Annotated in this window: 18 protein-coding genes and 1 pseudogene; 15 read left to right on the top strand and 4 right to left on the bottom strand. The window is 58.6% G+C overall.

What is annotated here, in order from left to right:
- The 7 genes from FPZ52_RS05830 to rnd all read left to right on the top strand — a co-directional run bounded on the left by FPZ52_RS05830 (window position 1) and on the right by rnd (window position 6177).
- Complete coding sequence (locus tag FPZ52_RS05830; protein WP_146364579.1) at window positions 1-777, top strand: enoyl-CoA hydratase-related protein; 777 nt, start codon at window positions 1-3, stop codon at window positions 775-777.
- A 133-nt stretch (window positions 778-910) separates the two neighbouring features.
- Window positions 911-1951 (top strand): collagen-binding domain-containing protein, encoded by a 1041-nt coding sequence (locus tag FPZ52_RS05825; RefSeq protein ID WP_146365674.1) that lies wholly within the window; start codon window positions 911-913, stop codon window positions 1949-1951.
- A 213-nt stretch (window positions 1952-2164) separates the two neighbouring features.
- Entirely contained in the window at window positions 2165-2626 is a 462-nt protein-coding gene (gene rplM / locus FPZ52_RS05820) for a 50S ribosomal protein L13 (protein WP_146364578.1), read from the top strand.
- 2 nt (window positions 2627-2628) lie between these two features.
- The gene (gene rpsI / locus FPZ52_RS05815) at window positions 2629-3120 is read left to right on the top strand and encodes a 30S ribosomal protein S9 (RefSeq protein WP_146364577.1); all 492 of its coding nucleotides are present in this window, start codon (window positions 2629-2631) and stop codon (window positions 3118-3120) included.
- A gap of 182 nt (window positions 3121-3302) precedes the next feature.
- On the top strand, window positions 3303-4349 hold the full coding sequence (gene purM / locus FPZ52_RS05810) for a phosphoribosylformylglycinamidine cyclo-ligase (RefSeq protein WP_146364576.1): 1047 nt from the start codon (window positions 3303-3305) through the stop codon (window positions 4347-4349).
- Window positions 4346-4939: a phosphoribosylglycinamide formyltransferase gene (gene purN, locus FPZ52_RS05805; protein ID WP_146364575.1), complete on the top strand. Its 594-nt coding sequence runs from the start codon at window positions 4346-4348 to the stop codon at window positions 4937-4939. The genes purM and purN overlap by 4 nt, the downstream gene beginning before the upstream one ends.
- An 80-nt stretch (window positions 4940-5019) precedes the next feature.
- Entirely contained in the window at window positions 5020-6177 is a 1158-nt protein-coding gene (rnd, locus tag FPZ52_RS05800) for a ribonuclease D (protein WP_146364574.1), read from the top strand.
- On the opposite strand, the gene FPZ52_RS05795 is transcribed toward rnd, so the two are convergent.
- Window positions 6174-6626, bottom strand: a complete 453-nt coding sequence (locus FPZ52_RS05795) for a hypothetical protein (protein ID WP_146364573.1) — start codon at window positions 6624-6626, stop codon at window positions 6174-6176. The two genes, rnd and FPZ52_RS05795, sit on opposite strands and share 4 nt — an antisense overlap.
- A gap of 115 nt (window positions 6627-6741) precedes the next feature.
- On the opposite strand from FPZ52_RS05795, the gene FPZ52_RS05790 reads away from it, so the two are divergent.
- On the top strand, window positions 6742-7170 hold the full coding sequence (locus tag FPZ52_RS05790) for a SufE family protein (RefSeq protein ID WP_146364572.1): 429 nt from the start codon (window positions 6742-6744) through the stop codon (window positions 7168-7170).
- A 154-nt stretch (window positions 7171-7324) separates the two neighbouring features.
- On the opposite strand, the gene FPZ52_RS05785 is transcribed toward FPZ52_RS05790, so the two are convergent.
- Window positions 7325-7543 (bottom strand): hypothetical protein, encoded by a 219-nt coding sequence (locus FPZ52_RS05785; RefSeq protein WP_146364571.1) that lies wholly within the window; start codon window positions 7541-7543, stop codon window positions 7325-7327.
- Window positions 7544-7662: 119 nt separating this feature from the next.
- On the opposite strand from FPZ52_RS05785, the gene FPZ52_RS05780 reads away from it, so the two are divergent.
- Window positions 7663-8751: a PA0069 family radical SAM protein gene (locus FPZ52_RS05780; protein ID WP_146365673.1), complete on the top strand. Its 1089-nt coding sequence runs from the start codon at window positions 7663-7665 to the stop codon at window positions 8749-8751.
- Window positions 8752-8790: 39 nt separating this feature from the next.
- Here the strand turns inward: FPZ52_RS05780 and FPZ52_RS05775 are convergent, their stop codons facing one another.
- Window positions 8791-9105, bottom strand: a complete 315-nt coding sequence (locus FPZ52_RS05775) for a DUF1476 domain-containing protein (RefSeq protein WP_146364570.1) — start codon at window positions 9103-9105, stop codon at window positions 8791-8793.
- 155 nt (window positions 9106-9260) lie between these two features.
- On the opposite strand from FPZ52_RS05775, the gene purC reads away from it, so the two are divergent.
- The 6 genes and pseudogenes from purC (at window position 9261) to FPZ52_RS05745 (ending at window position 17200) form a co-directional block, all read left to right on the top strand.
- Entirely contained in the window at window positions 9261-10022 is a 762-nt protein-coding gene (purC, locus tag FPZ52_RS05770; RefSeq protein WP_146364569.1) for a phosphoribosylaminoimidazolesuccinocarboxamide synthase, read from the top strand.
- An 11-nt stretch (window positions 10023-10033) separates the two neighbouring features.
- Complete coding sequence (gene purS, locus FPZ52_RS05765; RefSeq protein WP_146364567.1) at window positions 10034-10273, top strand: phosphoribosylformylglycinamidine synthase subunit PurS; 240 nt, start codon at window positions 10034-10036, stop codon at window positions 10271-10273.
- Window positions 10273-10944, top strand: coding sequence for a phosphoribosylformylglycinamidine synthase subunit PurQ (purQ, locus tag FPZ52_RS05760; protein ID WP_146364566.1), 672 nt, complete (start codon window positions 10273-10275; stop codon window positions 10942-10944). The genes purS and purQ overlap by 1 nt, the downstream gene beginning before the upstream one ends.
- 54 nt (window positions 10945-10998) lie before the next feature.
- Window positions 10999-12762 (top strand): annotated as a pseudogene (locus tag FPZ52_RS05755) (sensor histidine kinase).
- A 5-nt stretch (window positions 12763-12767) separates the two neighbouring features.
- Window positions 12768-14099, top strand: coding sequence for a sigma-54-dependent transcriptional regulator (locus FPZ52_RS05750; protein ID WP_146364564.1), 1332 nt, complete (start codon window positions 12768-12770; stop codon window positions 14097-14099).
- Between the two features lie 389 nt (window positions 14100-14488).
- On the top strand, window positions 14489-17200 hold the full coding sequence (locus FPZ52_RS05745) for an Rne/Rng family ribonuclease (RefSeq protein ID WP_146364562.1): 2712 nt from the start codon (window positions 14489-14491) through the stop codon (window positions 17198-17200).
- Here FPZ52_RS05745 and FPZ52_RS05740 read toward each other — a convergent pair.
- A complete protein-coding gene (locus FPZ52_RS05740) occupies window positions 17197-17424 on the bottom strand; it encodes a sulfurtransferase TusA family protein (protein WP_146364559.1) in 228 nt (75 codons plus the stop codon). The genes FPZ52_RS05745 and FPZ52_RS05740 overlap by 4 nt on opposite strands.
- Between the last annotated feature and the right edge of the window lie 72 nt (window positions 17425-17496).

The raw sequence follows: 17496 nt of genomic DNA, 5'->3' as shown, positions 1-17496 counted from the left end.
ATGAGCTTTGAAACCATCCGGACCGAAATGGACAATGGCGTCGCGCGTATCGTGCTGAACCGTCCCGAGGTTCGCAACGCGTTGAGCACGCAGATGCGTTTCGAGATCACGCAAGCGATCAAGAATTTGCAGGACAAGGCGCGGGTGCTGGTTTTGACCGGGGCGGGCGATGCCTTCTGCTCGGGGCAGGATCTGGGCGCCGCGGGTAATGCGGCGAGCCTAGATCTGGAGCGTACGCTGCGGGACGAGTACGTACCGATGTTGAACGCGCTTTATGAATGCAGGGTGCCGGTGATTGCCGCTGTGAATGGTACTGCGGCCGGGGCGGGGGCCAATCTGGCACTCGCAGCGGATGTGGTGATCGCCGCGAAGCGGGCGGTATTCTTGCAAGCTTTCAGTCGCATCGGGCTGATCCCGGATGCGGGTGGTACATATTGGCTGCCACGACAGGTCGGATTTCCTCGCGCGATGGGGGCCGCACTTTTTGCCGAACCCGTGTCTGCACGTCAGGCCGCTGACTGGGGCATGATCTGGGAGGCGGTTGCCGATGAGGATTTCGAAGCCCACGTCGCCAAACGTGCTACACAACTGGCCGAAGGCCCGACGGAGGCCTATTCCCTGACCAAGCAGGCGCTGCGGCAAAGCTTCGACAATCGGTTCGAGGATCAGTTGCTGCTGGAGGCGAAGCTGCAAGGTAAATGCGGCAAGACCCGGGATTTCAACGAAGGGGTTGTTGCGTTCTTGGAAAAGCGCAAACCTGCGTTTGAGGGGCGCTGAGAACAGTATCTCATTGCGCCTTGCTGCGGGTGCAAAGGGAAGTCTATTGAGCCGTAGCGTAAACCCGTGTATCGAGGCTAGGAATTGAGGCCGGATCTGGGCTTCGTGTATTAAGTGTTCAGGTGTGTTTCCTATGTTGAAGATCCTTGGTCTGTCTGCAGTCTTTGCGTTGAGCGCGTTCTCCGCACAGGCGTCATCTCTATCTTTGCAAGAGCTTATCACTGAATTCAACGGCATCTCGAAAGGTGATTGGCAAGCCCAAAGCCACACGCAGGGGCGCGGCTATGTGGGCGGCAACCTGTCCAATGGCGCGACCAGCTTCGGTAGCCGTGCGGATCTGCTTGCGCCTTCTGTTGGCGGCGGCAACACGCTGGTCGTCAAAGGAAGCGTTGGCAATCAAGTCAAAAGCTTTAGCGGCGAAAACGTCGTGATTGGCGGCGCAATGTCTGACCACCTCGAAGTCCAGAATGGCGGCGACGGGTATATCGGCGGTGCCTATTCGGGGCACAACAATTTCGGGAATAACCACTCCAACCAATCGGTGCAGGGTGCTGCCTTTGCGGATCGTTTCCCCGAGATTGATTTTTCCGAGATAGACCATGCAGTCCAATCCCTGGGCGCGATGGGCGGCTACACGGCCCGCGATAGCGAACCTGCCGAGAAGAAGACGCTACATTTCGATACAGCCCCGGCCAGCGGCGGAATATCGGTTTACAATGTATCCTTTGCGGATCTGGCGTCGGCCAATAACACGTTTTTCGTCGATGATCTCGGCGGTGCTGACCAGATCATCGTTAACGTCTCTGGTGATGCCGCGTTGTCGAGCTTTTCGGCCCACCATGCGGGCTTGTTCGGCGGCGAAGCAGAAAAGCGGTCAATCGCGTCCAGCATCCTGTGGAACTTTTATGAGTTCACGGGCCAGCTTGATATTATGACCAACGTACTTGGCACGGTGATTGCGCCCTTTGCGCAAGTACATGTCAATTCCGATATCGATGGCAGTTTGCTGGCCGCGTCGATCCGCCAGCATAACGGTCAACTTCATATCGCCAACTTCTCGGGTGATCTTGGTGACCTGACGGCGACCACGCCGGTACCGCTGCCTGCGGGTTTGCCGTTGCTGCTTGCGGGTCTGGGCGGGCTTGGGATCGCTGCGCGTCGCAAGCGGCGCTGACTTATCCTGTTACGGGGAATGAAGGGGCGGCTTGGCCGCCCTTTTTAGTGCGATACACGTCGATTGATGGGGTATTTTAATACCTTAATTTTAAGTGCCTGTTTGCAATGTATAAATTCAAGTCTTTTAGTGTTGAACATTCCTCAGGTTTCGGTAAAACCGCGCAATCCGATTTCGGGCATGAGCCCAAACCCACCACAAAGGGTCAATGACATGAAAACCTTTACAGCCACTCCGGCTGACATCGACAAGAAATGGATTCTGATCGACGCCGAGGGCGTGGTTCTGGGTCGTCTTGCTTCGATCGTCGCCATGCGTCTGCGCGGCAAGCACAAGGCCAGCTTCACCCCGTCCATGGATATGGGTGACAATGTGATCGTCATAAATGCTGACAAAATCCAGTTGACGGGCAAGAAGCGCGCGGAAAAAACCTACTACCGCCACACCGGCCATCCGGGTGGCATCAAGTCCACCACCGCCGGCAAGATCCTCGAAGGTGCGCATCCAGAGCGCGTTGTCGAGAAAGCCGTCCAGCGCATGCTGCCGGGCAACCGCCTGAGCCGCCAGCAGATGACCAATCTGCGCGTCTACGCCGGCGCCGAACATCCGCATGAGGCTCAGTCGCCGGAAGTGCTGGATGTCAAATCCATGAACTCGAAGAACACCCGGAGCTGATTATGGCCGAACAAATCAATTCCCTTGAGGACCTCAAAGGGGCGGTTTCCGGGTCCGAAGCCGTCGTCGCCGAGGAAAACATCAACCGCGAACCCGTTCGTGACGAGCTGGGCCGTTCCTACGCCACCGGCAAGCGTAAAGACGCAGTTGCACGTGTCTGGATCAAGCCGGGCTCTGGCAAAGTTATCGTTAATGGCAAAGAGCTGAACACCTATTTCGCACGTCCGGTTCTGCAGATGATCCTGCGTCAGCCGTTCACCGTTGCAGGTGTTGAAGACCAGTTCGACGTTAAAGCCACCGTCAAGGGCGGCGGTCTGTCCGGTCAGGCGGGCGCGGTCAAGCACGGTATCTCGAAAGCGCTTCAGCTTTACGATCCGAGCCTGCGTGGTGCACTGAAAGCCGCTGGCTTCCTGACCCGCGACAGCCGTGTCGTTGAGCGTAAGAAATACGGCCGCGCGAAAGCCCGTCGTAGCTTCCAGTTCTCGAAGCGTTAAGTCGGTCCGGTTGTCGACTGCGAATTTCGAAAAGGCCCGCCTCTGTCGCGGGCCTTTTTTGCATATTGAGTGATCGGGCACTCATCGGATGTCCCGAATCCGCCGAAACGACCGGGCGTGCCGGATTGCCCTGAGCAGGCAAATCCTCTAGCAGGTCCGCAATCATTGACGAGGAGTGCCCCATGGCGAGCAAGACGAACGGCCTGACCTATGCGGATGCGGGCGTGGATATCGATGCTGGCAATGCGCTGGTCGAACGGATCAAGCCTGCCGCCGCAGCGACCAGACGTCCGGGCGTCATGTCCGGACTGGGTGGTTTCGGGGCGCTGTTTGACCTGAAGGCTGCGGGTTACACGGACCCGGTTCTGGTTGCCGCGACAGATGGTGTGGGAACGAAGCTGCGGATCGCGATTGATACAGGTCATGTTGACGGGGTGGGGATCGATCTGGTCGCCATGTGCGTGAACGATCTGGTGTGTCAGGGGGCTGAGCCGCTCTTTTTCCTGGACTATTTTGCGACCGGCGCGTTGGAAACAGAAGCGGCGGCCCGTGTCGTCGAAGGTATCGCGGACGGGTGCAAACGCAGCGGATGTGCATTGATCGGTGGCGAAACCGCGGAAATGCCGGGCATGTATGACGCGGGTGACTTCGATCTGGCTGGTTTTGCCGTGGGTGCAATGGAACGGGGTCGTCATCTGCCCGCGAATGTCAGCGTTGGCGATGTGGTGCTCGGATTGGCCTCGGACGGCGTGCATTCGAACGGATTCTCGCTAGTGCGGAAGGTGGCAGAGCTCGAGGGGCTGACCTGGGCGTCGCCTGCGCCTTTTGGCTATGGTACGCTGGGCGAGCAGCTTCTGACTCCCACGCGGCTTTACGTTACGCAGGTTCTGGCTGCGATCCAAGCAGGCGGCGTGCATGCGCTGGCCCATATCACTGGTGGCGGTCTGACCGAAAACCTGCCGCGTGTTCTGGGTGAAGGGCAAGGAATCGAGATCGATCTCTCCGCCTGGTCGCTGCCGCCCGTGTTCCGCTGGCTCGCTGATGCGGCTGGGATGGAGCAATCCGAGCTTTTGAAGACCTTCAACAGTGGTATTGGCATGGCGGTGATCGTTGCAGCCGACCGTGTTGACGATATTACGAAGGTGCTGCGCGAGGCTGGCGAGACCGTCTATACCATCGGCCGCGTGACCGAAGGGGAAGGTGTGAGCTATACAGGGACGCTTGCGTGACCAAACGCGTTGCTCTTCTGATCTCGGGTGGCGGATCCAACATGGTGTCGCTGGCCCAAAGCATGACCGGGGATCATCCTGCGCGGCCCGCGCTGGTGGTGTCCAACCGTCCCAACGCCGGCGGGTTGGCGAAGGCCGAAGAGATGGGGATTGATACGGCGCTGGTGGATCATCGCCCCTTCGGTCAGGATCGCGCGGCATTCGAGCGGGACTTGAACCGGACGCTGGAACAGGTCGATCCGGACATCATCTGCATGGCCGGTTTCATGCGCGTACTGACCCCTGTGTTCATCGACCGTTGGGCTGGCCGGATGCTGAACATCCACCCGTCGCTTCTGCCCAAGTATCGGGGGTTGCATACCCATGCGCGTGCGCTGGAAGCAGGCGATGCGGAACATGGCTGCTCCGTGCATGAGGTAACAGCAGAGCTGGACGGCGGGCCATTGCTGGGGCAGGCGCGGATCAAAGTCGAAGACAAGGACACGCCGGAAACGCTGGCCGCCCGTGTTCTGGAATGGGAACACAAGCTGTATCCGGCGGTTCTGCGCCGTTTTGCCGAAGGCGACCGCAGCCTTCTGTTGATGCCTTAGCGCCTCTGTTCCTCTGTGGGTAGTTCCGCTACAAGCGAATGACATATCGACCTGAAACGTATTCTGAAGAACGGACTCGCATGAAGACACTCCTGACGACCGCAGAGCTGGATGTATTTTGCCAAGAGGCGCGCAGGCATCCCTATGTGACCATCGACACGGAGTTCCTTCGAGAGCGGACCTACTATTCCAAGCTTTGCCTGATCCAGATGGCGTTCGCGGGCGAGGGCGAGGAGAATGCCGTTCTGATCGATCCGATCGAGGGCGATGTGTCGCTGGAACCGCTCTACGATCTGTTCCGCGATACGTCGGTCGTAAAGGTCTTCCACGCGGCACGGCAGGATCTGGAGATCTTCTTCTTCGATGGCGCTGTGCTGCCAACACCGCTGTTTGATACGCAGGTCGCGGCAATGGTATGTGGCTTTGGTGAACAGGTTGGTTACGAGACGCTGGTCAAGAAGATCTGCAAGGATCAGGTGGACAAATCCTCCCGCTTCACGGATTGGAGCCGCCGCCCGCTGACCGATGCCCAAAAATCCTACGCGCTGGCGGATGTGACGCATCTGCGCCAGATTTATGAATATCTCGATGCGCAACTGAAGAAATCGGGCCGGCGCAAATGGGTCGAAGAAGAGATCGAAACCCTGCTAAGCCCTGAGACCTATGTTGTGCGGCCTGAAGATGCGTGGAAGCGTGTGAAAACGCGGACGCAATCGGGCAAGTTCATGGCAGTTGTGCAGAAGCTGGCGGAGTTCCGCGAAGCCTATGCCCAGGAACGTAACGTGCCGCGCAGCCGCGTCTATAAAGATGATGCGCTGCTGGAACTGGCCTCGACAAAACCGCGAAATGAAAAGGATCTGGGGCGCTCGCGCCTGTTGTTGCGAGAGGCACGCAAGGGTGAGATTGCGGAAGGTATCCTGGCGGCGGTTTCAGCAGGCATGGCCGTTGAACCTGAGGACGCTCCCAAGCCCGACCGCAGTCGCGAGAAGCTTCAGGTCAATCCGGCGCTTGCCGATTTGCTTCGGGTGCTACTGAAGGCGAAGGCCGAAGAATCGGGCGTGGCACAAAAGATGATCGCTTCTTCCGCGGATCTTGACGCGATTTCGGCCGGGGAACGCGACCTTCCCGCGTTGCGGGGCTGGCGGGCCGAGGTATTCGGCGATACCGCGCTCAAGATGTGTGACGGCGGTATCGCTTTGGCAGCAAAGGGCGGAAAGGTCCGTATCGTGGCGCTTTAACGAGACCGACTTACCGCGTTGCGTGCGCCCGTCACGGTGATCGTCGATACGCCAGCGAGATCGGGGTTGCTGATGAACTTGCCGACCTCGATTTCGCGCGACGGCACTGATCCGACATTCGCAGGGCCAATGGGGCCGCGCAGGCGGAACTCGTAGCGGATGGTCGAGGCGGGTAGATCAGGTGTCTCGATCTGCACCAGCTCTGCGTCCCAGTATTCCTGCGTCGGTGGCACGCCGGTTGCGCGGACGATCACTCCGCCGGGCGTGCGTTCAACATTTACTGTGGCCACTTGATCCACCAAGGGCCGCCCATCGACTGCAACGGGCACGTAGCCGCCTTCAGGGGCGAGGGTCACCACCTCTTGGCGGTCGAACCAGTTGCGGGGATTGAGAGCGGAACATCCTGCCAGTGCGATGGCAGTCACAAGAAGCAAACCGGTTGTGCGCATTGTCGTCCTCTTTGTTCCACACGGTGCTAGCCCAAAGAAAGCGCGATGGAAAGCCTTGGCATGCTCTGGACCTTTGGGTGCGGTCGGATTACCTCCCTCCTGTAAGGAGATTGCGATGGCCAGCGAAGCATTTGAAGATATCGCCGAGACGTTCGAGTTTCTCGATGACTGGGAAGACCGGTATCGTCATGTAATCGAACTGGGTAAGGCTATGCCGCCGCTGGACGATGCCTTCCGTGTCCCCGCCACGAAGGTGGATGGCTGTGCAAGCCAGGTCTGGATTCGTCCCATCATCGAAGGGCAGGGCGCGCAGGCCCGCTTCGATTTTCAGGGCGACAGCGATGCGATGATCGTGCGGGGGCTGATCGCGGTGCTGCACGCGCTCTATTCGGGGTTGAGTGTTCGGCAAGTGACGGCGGTGGATGCACCTGCCGAATTGGCGCGTCTTGGCCTGCATGACCATTTGTCGGCGCAACGTTCGAACGGCTTGCGGGCCATGGTGGAACGTATCCGATCCCTAGCTGCAGATACAGCGTCGGCCTGATCGTCAGGTTCCGAGCGCCAGTTTGACCGCTGTGCCGTAGGCGACGACTTCACTGGCTTGCCTACGCGATGGTCGAGGTCTCGAACCGCGCACCAGGTCGAGCGTTTCACCAATCTCGCGTTCTGGAATCGTGTCTGTTGTCGCGATCGGCATGTCAGTGCTCGATGTCGTCATAGCGGCGATTCTCGTTATTGGTCAGGCGTTCATACACAAGGCGCCACAGGATATAGGCAAGAAGCATAAAAGGAACTGCCACAAGGCCCGCAATACCGGGAAACTCGAACGCTGAAAGCACCCACAAGCCGATGCCTACAGTCAAACCAGCCGCAGCAATGACGACTATCAGAATAAGAACAAGACGGTCTAACGGCATAAACAACCTCCGTCTTTAAGGATGGGGAGGAGGATCGCGCATTACAAGCGCCACCGATGAAGCGTGCTTGCAACCTGAGCACACTAGCAAATGTTCGTATTTTGTTCTATTTTTCCCGCATGGAATCGGATGATCGAAATATTTCGCCGGGAACGAAGTTGCGCGGGCGCGGTGCCGGGTCGAATCTGGTCGGTCGGTATGAGCGGCACGCGCGCGAGGCAATGGATGATGGCTGGGATATTCCCCATGACGCAAGCGTGCTTCGAACCGAAGTTGCGATTGAAACGCCGCGTTCCGTTCTGTCACGCAACACCTCGCCCGATATTCCGTTTGACCGGTCCATAAATCCCTACCGAGGGTGCGAGCATGGCTGCGTTTACTGTTTTGCGCGTCCAACACATGCCTATCTGGGTTTGTCGCCCGGGCTGGATTTCGAAACCAGGCTGGTGGCGCGCCCGGATGCGGCAAAAGTTCTGGATCGTGAGCTTCGCCGGAAATCATATAGACCCGCTACGATTGCGATCGGCACCAATACGGATCCCTATCAGCCGATAGAGCGCGACTTTGGAATCATGCGTCAAATTCTGTCGCTTCTACGTGATTTTCAGCATCCGGTCGGGATTGTGACGAAGGGCGCGTTGATCGAACGTGACATCGACATTCTGTCGGAGTTGGCGGCGCAGGGGCTGACACGGGTGGGGGTGTCGCTCACGACGCTGAATACGGACGTTGCGCGCCGCATGGAGCCACGGGTGCCCGGCCCGAAGCGACGTCTGCGCATGATAGAACGGCTGAGCGCGGCAGGCATCCAGACCCGGATCATGATGTCACCGGTGGTTCCCGGCCTGACCGATCACGAGATCGAGGCCGTTCTGAAAGCGGGCAGGGACGCGGGCGCTGTCGCGGCAAGCTACATCACTTTGCGCCTGCCCCTGGAAGTCGCACCGCTCTTCACGGAATGGCTGGATGATCATTTTCCCGACCGTGCCGCGCATGTCATGAACCGTGTGCGGGAAATGCAGGGCGGGAAGGACTATGATCCACAGTGGGGGCAGCGGATGCGGGGTGCCGGGCCGCATGCGGATCTGATTGCAAAGCGCTTCAAACTCGCCGCGAAAAGATTGGGCCTGGACAGGAAACTGCCGCCACTGCGGATCGATCTGTTCGCGCCGCCTTTGCGGCGTGGCAATCAAATGTCACTGTTTTGAGGAGATTGGCTCCGCGCCCGTAAGCGCGAAGCCGGTTGATCAGATTTCTTCGACGAGTTGCGCTTTCGCGACCAGCAGAAGTTCTTCCAGTTTGGCCCGCACAGCGGCATCGTCCGCACGTGCGCCCAGATCTTCGGATACCTTGCGTACGACGTCTTCGTATCCCGCTTCGGCGAAATCGGATTTCATCACCTCGCGCACATAGGCGTCGACGTCGGCACCGGTTTTGCCCAGCATTTCAGCGGCCCAGAGCCCCAGCAGTTTATTGCGGCGTGCTTCGGCACGGAACTTCATTTCCTCGTCATGGGCGAATTTGGCCTCGAAAGCCTGTTCGCGATCATCAAACGTTGTCATGCTGCATTCTCCTGAACTATCTTATTATAGTTTATGGGTGTTGGCAGAACCCGGGGCAAGGGTTCAAGGGTCGCTTGCGACACTGGCGCGCATGGCATATATGGCGCAGGAATTCAGGCGCGCCCGATGCAGCGCCCGTCCCCATAGGAGTCCCCATGGCACGTCGCAAGAAGGTCTATGAAGGCAAGGCCAAGATCCTCTATGAAGGCCCGGAGCCGGGCACGCTGGTCCAGTACTTCAAGGATGACGCGACCGCTTTCAACGCCGAGAAGAAGGATGTCATCGAAGGCAAGGGCGTGCTGAACAACCGCTTGTCCGAGTTCTTCATGGATGGGCTGGCCTCGGCAGGCGTTCCGACGCATTTCATCAAGCGTATCAATATGCGCGAACAACTGATCCGCGCTGTAGAAATCGTGCCGTTGGAAGTGATCGTGCGCAATCGTGCGGCGGGATCATTGTCCAAGCGTCTGGGTATCGAGGAAGGCACGCCGCTGCCACGCCCGATCGTGGAGTTTTGCTACAAGGACGATAAGTTGGGTGATCCGCTGGTCACGGAAGAGCATATCATCGCCTTCGGCTGGGCCAGCCAGCAGGATCTTGACGACATGGTCGCGCTTGCACTGAGGGTGAATGACTTTCTGACCGGTGTGTTCCATGCCGTTGGGATCCGCCTGATAGACTTCAAGATCGAGATCGGCAGGATCTATGACGGTGATTTCCAGCGTTTGATCATTGCCGACGAGATCAGCCCTGACAGCTGCCGCCTTTGGGACGTGAAGACGAACCAGAAACTCGACAAGGACGTGTTCCGGCATGATCTGGGCAACCTCGCCGACGCATACACAGAGGTCGCACGACGGCTGGGCGTTCTGCCCAGGAATGCCACGCAAATGACCAAACCGACGCTCATCAACTGAAAGGCCGATCCATGAAAGCGCGCGTGCATGTCATGCTGAAATCCGGTGTCCTTGACCCTCAGGGAGAGGCGATCCGCCATGCGCTCGGGTCCTTGGGCTTTGGCGGTGTCGACGGTGTTCGGCAGGGCAAAGTGATCGAGTTGGATCTGGCGGAAACGGATGCGGATGCTGCCAGGGCCCGGGTTGGCGAGATGTGCGAAAAGCTGCTCGCCAATACGGTGATCGAAAGCTACAGCGTCGAGATCGCCTGATGCGCGCCGCTGTTCTCGTCTTTCCCGGATCCAACTGTGACCGCGATCTTGCGGTGGCGTTTCGTAACATCTCGGGCATCGAGCCGATCATGGTCTGGCACAAGGAAACCAGTCTGCCGGGCGATATCGACATCGTCGGCGTGCCGGGTGGCTTTTCCTTTGGTGACTATCTGCGCTGCGGGGCGATTGCCGGACGTTCGCCGATTTCGAAGGCACTGGTGGATTTCGTCGGGAAGGGCGGATACGCGCTCGGCGTTTGCAACGGGTTTCAGGTGCTGACCGAGACCGGCCTGCTTCCCGGAGCCTTGATGCGCAACGGTGGCATAAAGTTCGTTTGCAAGCCCGTGGAACTTGAGGTGTCGACTAGCGATAGCGCCTTCACCGGAGGCTACGCCAAGGGTGACCGCATCACCGTTCCCGTGGCGCATCACGATGGCAACTATAATATCGACGCGGATGGGCTGGCGCAGCTGCAGGGCGAAGATCGCATCGCGTTCCGCTACGCTGGAGAGGTCAACGGGTCGGTCGATCGCATCGCCGGCGTCCTGTCCGAAAACCGTCGTGTGTTGGGCATGATGCCGCATCCGGAACGTGCCGTGGATGTCGTGCATGGTGGTACGGATGGCGTAGCGATGTTCGAAACGCTTGCCAGTCAAGTGGTGGCCGCCTGAGCGTCTTTCGGAAAATCCTGTCCATGCGCTTCGGATTCAGGGTAGTTTCGCTGCATGGCTGAGCCGACGGACATCCAGAAACAGAGTGTTCTGCCGGATTTTCTGTGGAGAATTCGGCTCGCCGTCTTTGCGCTGTTCCTTGTGGCAGGGGCGGTGATATGGACGACCAATCAGATACTGACCGAACGCTACACCGCCTCCACGCGAACCCGTTCAGAGGTGCGTCTTGCGTTGTTTTCCGGTAATCTGGTGTCGGAAATGCGCCGGCATGCCATCGTGCCGCAGCTTCTGTCGCGGGATCCGCTGCTCATCAACGCGCTGTCTACGGACGCACATGTCACAGCTCTCAGCGCCTGATAAATTACCGCAATGAAATAGGCGCGGCGCGGTTGCAATTGCTGGACCGCGATGGACGGACCGTAGCGTCAAGCGAACGATCCGAGCTTGGCAGTCTTCACAGGCAAGCGCCTTATTTCGTGTCTGCCCTGCGGTCAAATGACACGGTTTTCACAACCGTGCGGGAACGAATTGGGCCGGACGCAGTTTCTGTATTCGCGCAAGGTCGAGCATGACGGCGCCTTTGTGGGTGTGATCGTCGTCGAAGTAGGCTTGCAGAAATACGAGCAGAGCTGGGCCGGAGTAACCGAAAAGATCGTGGTGACGGATAGTGAAGGATTGATCGTTTTGTCTACGGAACCCGCTTGGCGCGGATTGACCGAAGACCAGGCGCTGCAGGCTAAACCGCCGGAAAACGTGATCCAGCGTGCTCTCAACGTGCGACCGGAATGGGGAGATCAGTCCGAGGACGCTTATATCAGTGGTGAAGCGATGATGCGCAGTGAGACACGCATCCCGTTTCAGGGTTGGCGGCTGATCAGTTACACAACGTTCGACTCCGTGCGTCAGCGCGTGAATACGGTTCTGGCAATCGAGGTTATGGGCTTTGCCGTTCTGATGGCGGGGCTGTTCTACGTCATGTCCCGCATGGCAAACCGCAGATCGGCGATGTTCGAGCGCGAATCCAGCGAACTGCGCAAACTGAACGCCATGTTGCAGCACGAAATCGCGGAACGTCAGAAGGCCGAGAAAAACCTCGAAGTGGCCGAACAGTCTCTGGCACAGCATTCGAAACTTGCGGCGTTGGGTGAAATGGCGGCGGGGGTCAGCCATGAATTGAACCAGCCTTTGGCAGCGATGAAGACGTATCTGGCCGGGTCGCGCTTGTTGCTGCAACGCAAGCGCACAGATGAATCCTTGTCCTCTTTACAGCGTATCAATGACCTGATTGATCGGATGGGTGCTATTACGCAGCAGTTGAAGACCTATGCGCGCAAGGGCAGTGACGGGTTTGAACGGATAGACCTGCGCGATGCGGTGAGTTCCTCCATCGCGATGATGGAGCCCCAGATCAGACAGCGCGGAATTCTGATCGGACGCAGCCAGCCCGACACGGCGGTTCCGGTAACCGGGGATCGTATCCGTCTGGAGCAGGTCATCATCAACTTGTTGCGCAACGCGACTGATGCGACGCGCGGCGTGGACACTCCCGAGATCGACGTCATCATCGCCTTGGGCAACACCGCGACACTGACGGTGCGCGACAATGGCGAAGGCATCAAGGATCTGGAGTCGCTGTTCGAGCCCTTCTACACCACCAAGGCGCCTGGCGACGGGGTGGGGCTCGGACTGGCGATATCCAGCGGGATCGTATCGGATATGGGCGGTCGCATGACCGCCCGGAACCGCCCTGATGGTGGCGGTGCAGTTTTTGAAATACAGCTTCCCCTGTTCGGAGAAGAGGGGTTGGCTGCGGAGTGAGCAGAATGGCACAAGATATAAAAATCGCGATCGTGGATGACGAGTTGGACATGCGGCAGTCCATCAGTCAGTGGCTGTCCCTGTCGGGGTTCCAGACCCAAGCTTTCGCCAGCGCAAAAGAAGCGCTGGCCGTCATCAAGCCCGGTTTCGAGGGCATTGTGGTGACCGACATCAAGATGCCCGAAATGGACGGCATGGCGTTTTTGAAGCGCCTCATGCATTTGGACAGCGCGCTTCCGGTCGTGCTGATCACAGGGCATGGCGATGTGCCCATGGCCGTCGAGGCCATGCGCGTTGGGGCGTTCGACTTTCTCGAGAAACCCTTCGATCCGGAAAAGATGGCAGAGATTGTCGGTCGTGCCTGTAACGCCCGCCGCAAGACACTCGATAACCGCGAACTGCGCAACGAATTGGCCAGCGGTACAGGTGCAATGGGCAGGTTAATGGGCGACAGCCCGTCCATGACGCAGTTGCGAGATGACATTCTGGATGTTGGGCAAGCCGAAGGACATGTGCTGATCGAAGGAGAGACGGGGACCGGCAAGACCTTGGTGGCGCATGCGCTCCACGCCGTGGGGCCGCGCGCGAACCGGCCGGTGATGCATCACTTCTGCGCGTCAGGCGAACCGGAGGTGCAGACAACCCGGCTGCTGGGTGACGGCACGGGCGGCGGTGAACTGCCACTACTGATCGAAGCGCGTGGGGGGACGCTCATTCTGGAAGACATCGAAGCGCTGAGCGCCGATGCGCAGTCGCGGCTTCTGGTTGCTCTCAATGAGGATAAGGACGGTGAAGCCCCGCGCATCATCGCGGTGTCGAACCTGCAAGATCCGACTTCGCGTCTGGAGCAGGTGATCCGCCCTGATCTGTTTCACCGTATCGCGGGGCTGCGCATCAATGTGCCGCCTTTGCGCAAGCGCGGCGACGATATCCTGACGCTATTCAGTGCGTTTACACAAAGCTTTGCCGAAGAATACGGCTGCGAGGCGCCGAAGGTCGCGGCCCAAGAGGCCGCGCAGATGCTGCAGGCACCATGGCCGGGCAACGTTCGGCAGTTGCAGAACATCGCCGAACGCGCTGTGCTTCAAAGCAGGAAGGGATCGGGGTCGATCACATCGCTGCTGATCTCCGACAACGAAGCCGTGCCGACCAGCCTGACGCAGGAAGGCAAGCCGCTGAAGGAATATGTCGAGGCGTTCGAACGCATGCTGATCGACAACACGATGCGCCGCCACCGTGGGTCCATCGCAAGCGTGATGGAAGAACTTTGTTTGCCGCGCCGCACGTTGAACGAAAAAATGGCCAAATATGGGCTGCAGCGAGCCGACTATCTCTAATATCTCTAAAAAGTGATCAATCTCGGAAATGCCATTGTATTTTCTGAACGTAGCGGTTTAATGACCTAATGGCAGAGAGTTGTTTCTGCCCCGAGTTTCACTGGTGCCGGTCGTTTCGGCAAATCTGCCGACCCGGTTCAGACGAAAATGCCCGCAAGGGTAACGAGCTGTCCGCGCCCCGAAAGGTTGGCCGGGCGAATTTTGGGTGCCTTTGATGGTACCGAGGACAAACCGATGGGACGCAAGAGACAAACTGCAATCCACTCTGGGGCGCTTGCGCTCAGGAGGGAACAATTTGTCCTGTGTGCCCGGACCAGACCAGACACCCGTGTTCTGCGTGCGGCTTCAGACTGCCGGGCAGGGCGCGCTGGTGCGTATATAGAGAATAAATGTCAAAAAAGATGCTCATTGACGCCACGCATGCGGAGGAAACCCGCGTCGTCGTGGTCGATGGAAGCAAGGTCGAGGAATTCGACTTTGAATCCGAAAATCGCCGCCAACTGTCCGGAAATATCTATCTGGCAAAAGTAACGCGGGTAGAACCCTCGCTGCAGGCGGCCTTCGTTGATTACGGTGGGAACCGGCACGGCTTCTTGGCCTTCTCGGAGATCCACCCGGACTACTATCAGATTCCGGTCGCTGATCGCGAAGCGCTGATGGCTGAAGAATACGCCGAAGCCGAGAAACAAGCAGAAGAAGACGCGGACGAAAGCGAAAAGCCCAAGCACCGCCGCCGTACCCGTTCACGGTCCAAAGCCGCGCAAACGGAACAGGCGGATGCGGTCGAGACGAAAGACGTCACGCCGGAAGGAGATGATGCAGCGCCCGTCGCGGATGCTGCGGATGCCATTCCGGGGATGGATGTTGTTGATCTTACCCAGGGCGAAGCGGAACTCGCCGAGCCAATCGACGCCCCGGGTGCGGCGGGTGATGGTCAGGCAAAGCCTGGAGACGCGACAGCCGAGGACGTCAAAGCCGAACCCGAAGTAACGAGCGACGATACGGCTGCCAAAGACGACTGGAACGATGATGAGCAGTCGGAAGGCAAAGACGATTCGATTGAGTCGGTTGCCGATGATGACACCGTCGAAGAAATTCGTCCGCAGCGTCGACCCAAGCCGCGCCGCTACAAGATTCAGGAAGTCATCAAGGTTCGCCAGATTCTTTTGGTGCAGGTGGTCAAGGAAGAACGCGGCAACAAAGGCGCTGCGCTGACGACATACTTGTCGTTGGCGGGCCGTTACTGCGTCCTGATGCCGAACACGGCACGCGGTGGCGGGATCAGCCGCAAGATCACCAACGCGGCCGATCGCAAGAAGCTCAAGCAGATCGCGACGGAGATCAATGTTCCCCGCGGTGCGGGGTTGATCATTCGTACGGCGGGCGCGAAGCGCACCAAGGCGGAAATCCGGCGCGACTACGAATATCTACAGCGCCTGTGGGAACAGATCCGCGAACTGACGCTAAAATCGGTTGCGCCAGCTAAGATTTATGAAGAAGGCGATCTGATCAAACGCTCGATTCGCGACCTCTATAATCGCGAGATCGATGAGGTCTTTGTCGAAGGCGAGCAAGGATATCGCACGGCGAAAGACTTCATGAAGATGATCATGCCTTCGCACGCCAAGAACGTGAAGCAGTATGGCGAACAGATGCCGCTCTTCGCGCGTTATCAGGTTGAAAGCTACCTGGCGGGCATGTTTAATCCGACAGTCAAACTGAAGTCGGGTGGCTATATCGTGATTGGCGTGACCGAAGCGTTGGTCGCGATTGACGTGAACTCCGGCAAGTCGACGAAGGAAGGCTCCATCGAGGACACGGCGCTCAAGACGAACCTTGAAGCAGCCGAAGAAATCGCCCGCCAACTGCGTCTGCGCGACCTCGCGGGCCTGATCGTGGTGGATTTCATCGACATGGAAGAGCGCAAGAACAACGCGGCCGTCGAGAAGAAGTTCAAGGACAAGCTCAGAACCGATCGCGCCCGTATCCAGGTCGGCAAGATTTCCGGTTTCGGCTTGTTGGAAATGTCGCGCCAGCGTCTGCGCCCCGGCATGATCGAGGCGACTACGCAGCCTTGCAGCCATTGCCACGGCACAGGGCTGATCCGCTCGGATGACAGCCTCGCATTGTCGATCCTGCGGCAGTTGGAAGAAGAGGGCGTGCGTCGCCGGTCGCGCGAGATTCTGGTAAAGGCCCCTCTGGGGATCGCCAACTACCTGATGAACTACAAGCGTGAACATGTTGCGCAGATCGAAGCGCGATATGGTATGGCCGTGCGGATCGAGGCGGATCCGTCGCTGGTCAGCCCAGACTTCACCATTGATCGCTTTAAGACCGCGACACGGGCAGTGGAGGCGGTGGCTGAACCCGTCGTGTCGGTAGATATGGCTGCGTTGCCGGAAGCGCCAGAGGAACCCGAGGAGCCATCGGAAACGTCGAACACTGACAATGGCGAAGATCAGGGCAAATCCAAGAAACGCCGCCGTCGCCGTCGCCGCCGTCGCGGTGGATCAGACAACGGCAATGAAAGCAGCGACGCTTCAACGGATCAGGCCACGTCTGAACCCGACGCGGATACATCGAAACCAGATGCAGAGGAAAAGGTTGAAGGCAAACCTGTGAAGACGGACGCGCCAGTCGACAATACTGATGCGCCCGTCGCGGAAGGTGAACCGGACGCTCCGAAGAAGCGGCGTCGTACACGCAAGCCTCGCAAGAAGGCTGAGGATGCGGCTGTAGCGGTCGAAGCGAACAAGCAGTCGGACGAAGTGGCAGCGAAGCCAGTGGTGGCCGAAAACCACGATCCCCGGCCTGTGGAAGCGCCGGAAACGGAGCGACCCGCCGAGGAACCGGCAACGGCAAAAGACGATGCGGAAACCGTTTCGGCCAAGCCGTTGACAGAGGAACAGCCCACGCAGGACGAAACGTCCGCGCAGTCGGAAGAAAGCTCGCGTTCGGGTGGTATTCTGGAGGCCATGCGGATCGTAACTACGGCGCATTCCGGCGATGATGAACCGAAGGCCACTGACGAGTCGGAGACCGAGGAGCCGAAAGAATCGGCGCGCCAGAAGCGACGCGGCTGGTGGTCCTTTGGTAGCTAACGCTTCGTGACAAAAAAACGCTGGGCCGCGCCGGAACTCTCCTGCGCGGCCAGTTCGTTCCCACTCTCTGCACAGAAATGGGGTACGTCGATTATGGCTGCCGGATCGTCGGAGATCAGGCAAAGGGTCGTGCCAACAGGCACTGATTGCAGCCTTTTGCGCAACTTCAGAACGGGCAGCGGGCAGAGCAGGCCAACTGCGTCAATCTCGAATTCGGCGTTCATTTATTCCCCTGACATCATGGCACGTGAATGTGAGTATCCGCTCCATGACGCTGCATGCAAGATGGGCTAAAC

Origin of the sequence: Qingshengfaniella alkalisoli, assembly GCF_007855645.1 — a bacterium.
In the GTDB taxonomy this organism is placed as follows: Bacteria; Pseudomonadota; Alphaproteobacteria; order Rhodobacterales; family Rhodobacteraceae; genus Qingshengfaniella; species Qingshengfaniella alkalisoli.
The sequence above is the reverse complement of the archived record's forward strand: the minus strand, read 5'-3'. Positions and strand labels throughout refer to the sequence as shown.

What these genes read in the sequence shown, in the direction of transcription:
- FPZ52_RS05830 (WP_146364579.1), top strand. Translation starts at nt 1, where the DNA reads ATGAGCTTTGAAACCATCCGGACCGAAATGGACAATGGCGTCGCGCGT.
- FPZ52_RS05825 (WP_146365674.1), top strand. Translation starts at nt 911, where the DNA reads ATGTTGAAGATCCTTGGTCTGTCTGCAGTCTTTGCGTTGAGCGCGTTC.
- rplM (WP_146364578.1), top strand. Translation starts at nt 2,165, where the DNA reads ATGAAAACCTTTACAGCCACTCCGGCTGACATCGACAAGAAATGGATT.
- rpsI (WP_146364577.1), top strand. Translation starts at nt 2,629, where the DNA reads ATGGCCGAACAAATCAATTCCCTTGAGGACCTCAAAGGGGCGGTTTCC.
- purM (WP_146364576.1), top strand. Translation starts at nt 3,303, where the DNA reads ATGGCGAGCAAGACGAACGGCCTGACCTATGCGGATGCGGGCGTGGAT.
- rnd (WP_146364574.1), top strand. Translation starts at nt 5,020, where the DNA reads ATGAAGACACTCCTGACGACCGCAGAGCTGGATGTATTTTGCCAAGAG.
- FPZ52_RS05795 (WP_146364573.1), bottom strand. Translation starts at nt 6,626, where the DNA reads ATGCGCACAACCGGTTTGCTTCTTGTGACTGCCATCGCACTGGCAGGA.
- FPZ52_RS05790 (WP_146364572.1), top strand. Translation starts at nt 6,742, where the DNA reads ATGGCCAGCGAAGCATTTGAAGATATCGCCGAGACGTTCGAGTTTCTC.
- FPZ52_RS05785 (WP_146364571.1), bottom strand. Translation starts at nt 7,543, where the DNA reads ATGCCGTTAGACCGTCTTGTTCTTATTCTGATAGTCGTCATTGCTGCG.
- FPZ52_RS05780 (WP_146365673.1), top strand. Translation starts at nt 7,663, where the DNA reads ATGGAATCGGATGATCGAAATATTTCGCCGGGAACGAAGTTGCGCGGG.
- FPZ52_RS05775 (WP_146364570.1), bottom strand. Translation starts at nt 9,105, where the DNA reads ATGACAACGTTTGATGATCGCGAACAGGCTTTCGAGGCCAAATTCGCC.
- purC (WP_146364569.1), top strand. Translation starts at nt 9,261, where the DNA reads ATGGCACGTCGCAAGAAGGTCTATGAAGGCAAGGCCAAGATCCTCTAT.
- purS (WP_146364567.1), top strand. Translation starts at nt 10,034, where the DNA reads ATGAAAGCGCGCGTGCATGTCATGCTGAAATCCGGTGTCCTTGACCCT.
- purQ (WP_146364566.1), top strand. Translation starts at nt 10,273, where the DNA reads ATGCGCGCCGCTGTTCTCGTCTTTCCCGGATCCAACTGTGACCGCGAT.
- FPZ52_RS05750 (WP_146364564.1), top strand. Translation starts at nt 12,768, where the DNA reads ATGGCACAAGATATAAAAATCGCGATCGTGGATGACGAGTTGGACATG.
- FPZ52_RS05745 (WP_146364562.1), top strand. Translation starts at nt 14,489, where the DNA reads ATGTCAAAAAAGATGCTCATTGACGCCACGCATGCGGAGGAAACCCGC.
- FPZ52_RS05740 (WP_146364559.1), bottom strand. Translation starts at nt 17,424, where the DNA reads ATGAACGCCGAATTCGAGATTGACGCAGTTGGCCTGCTCTGCCCGCTG.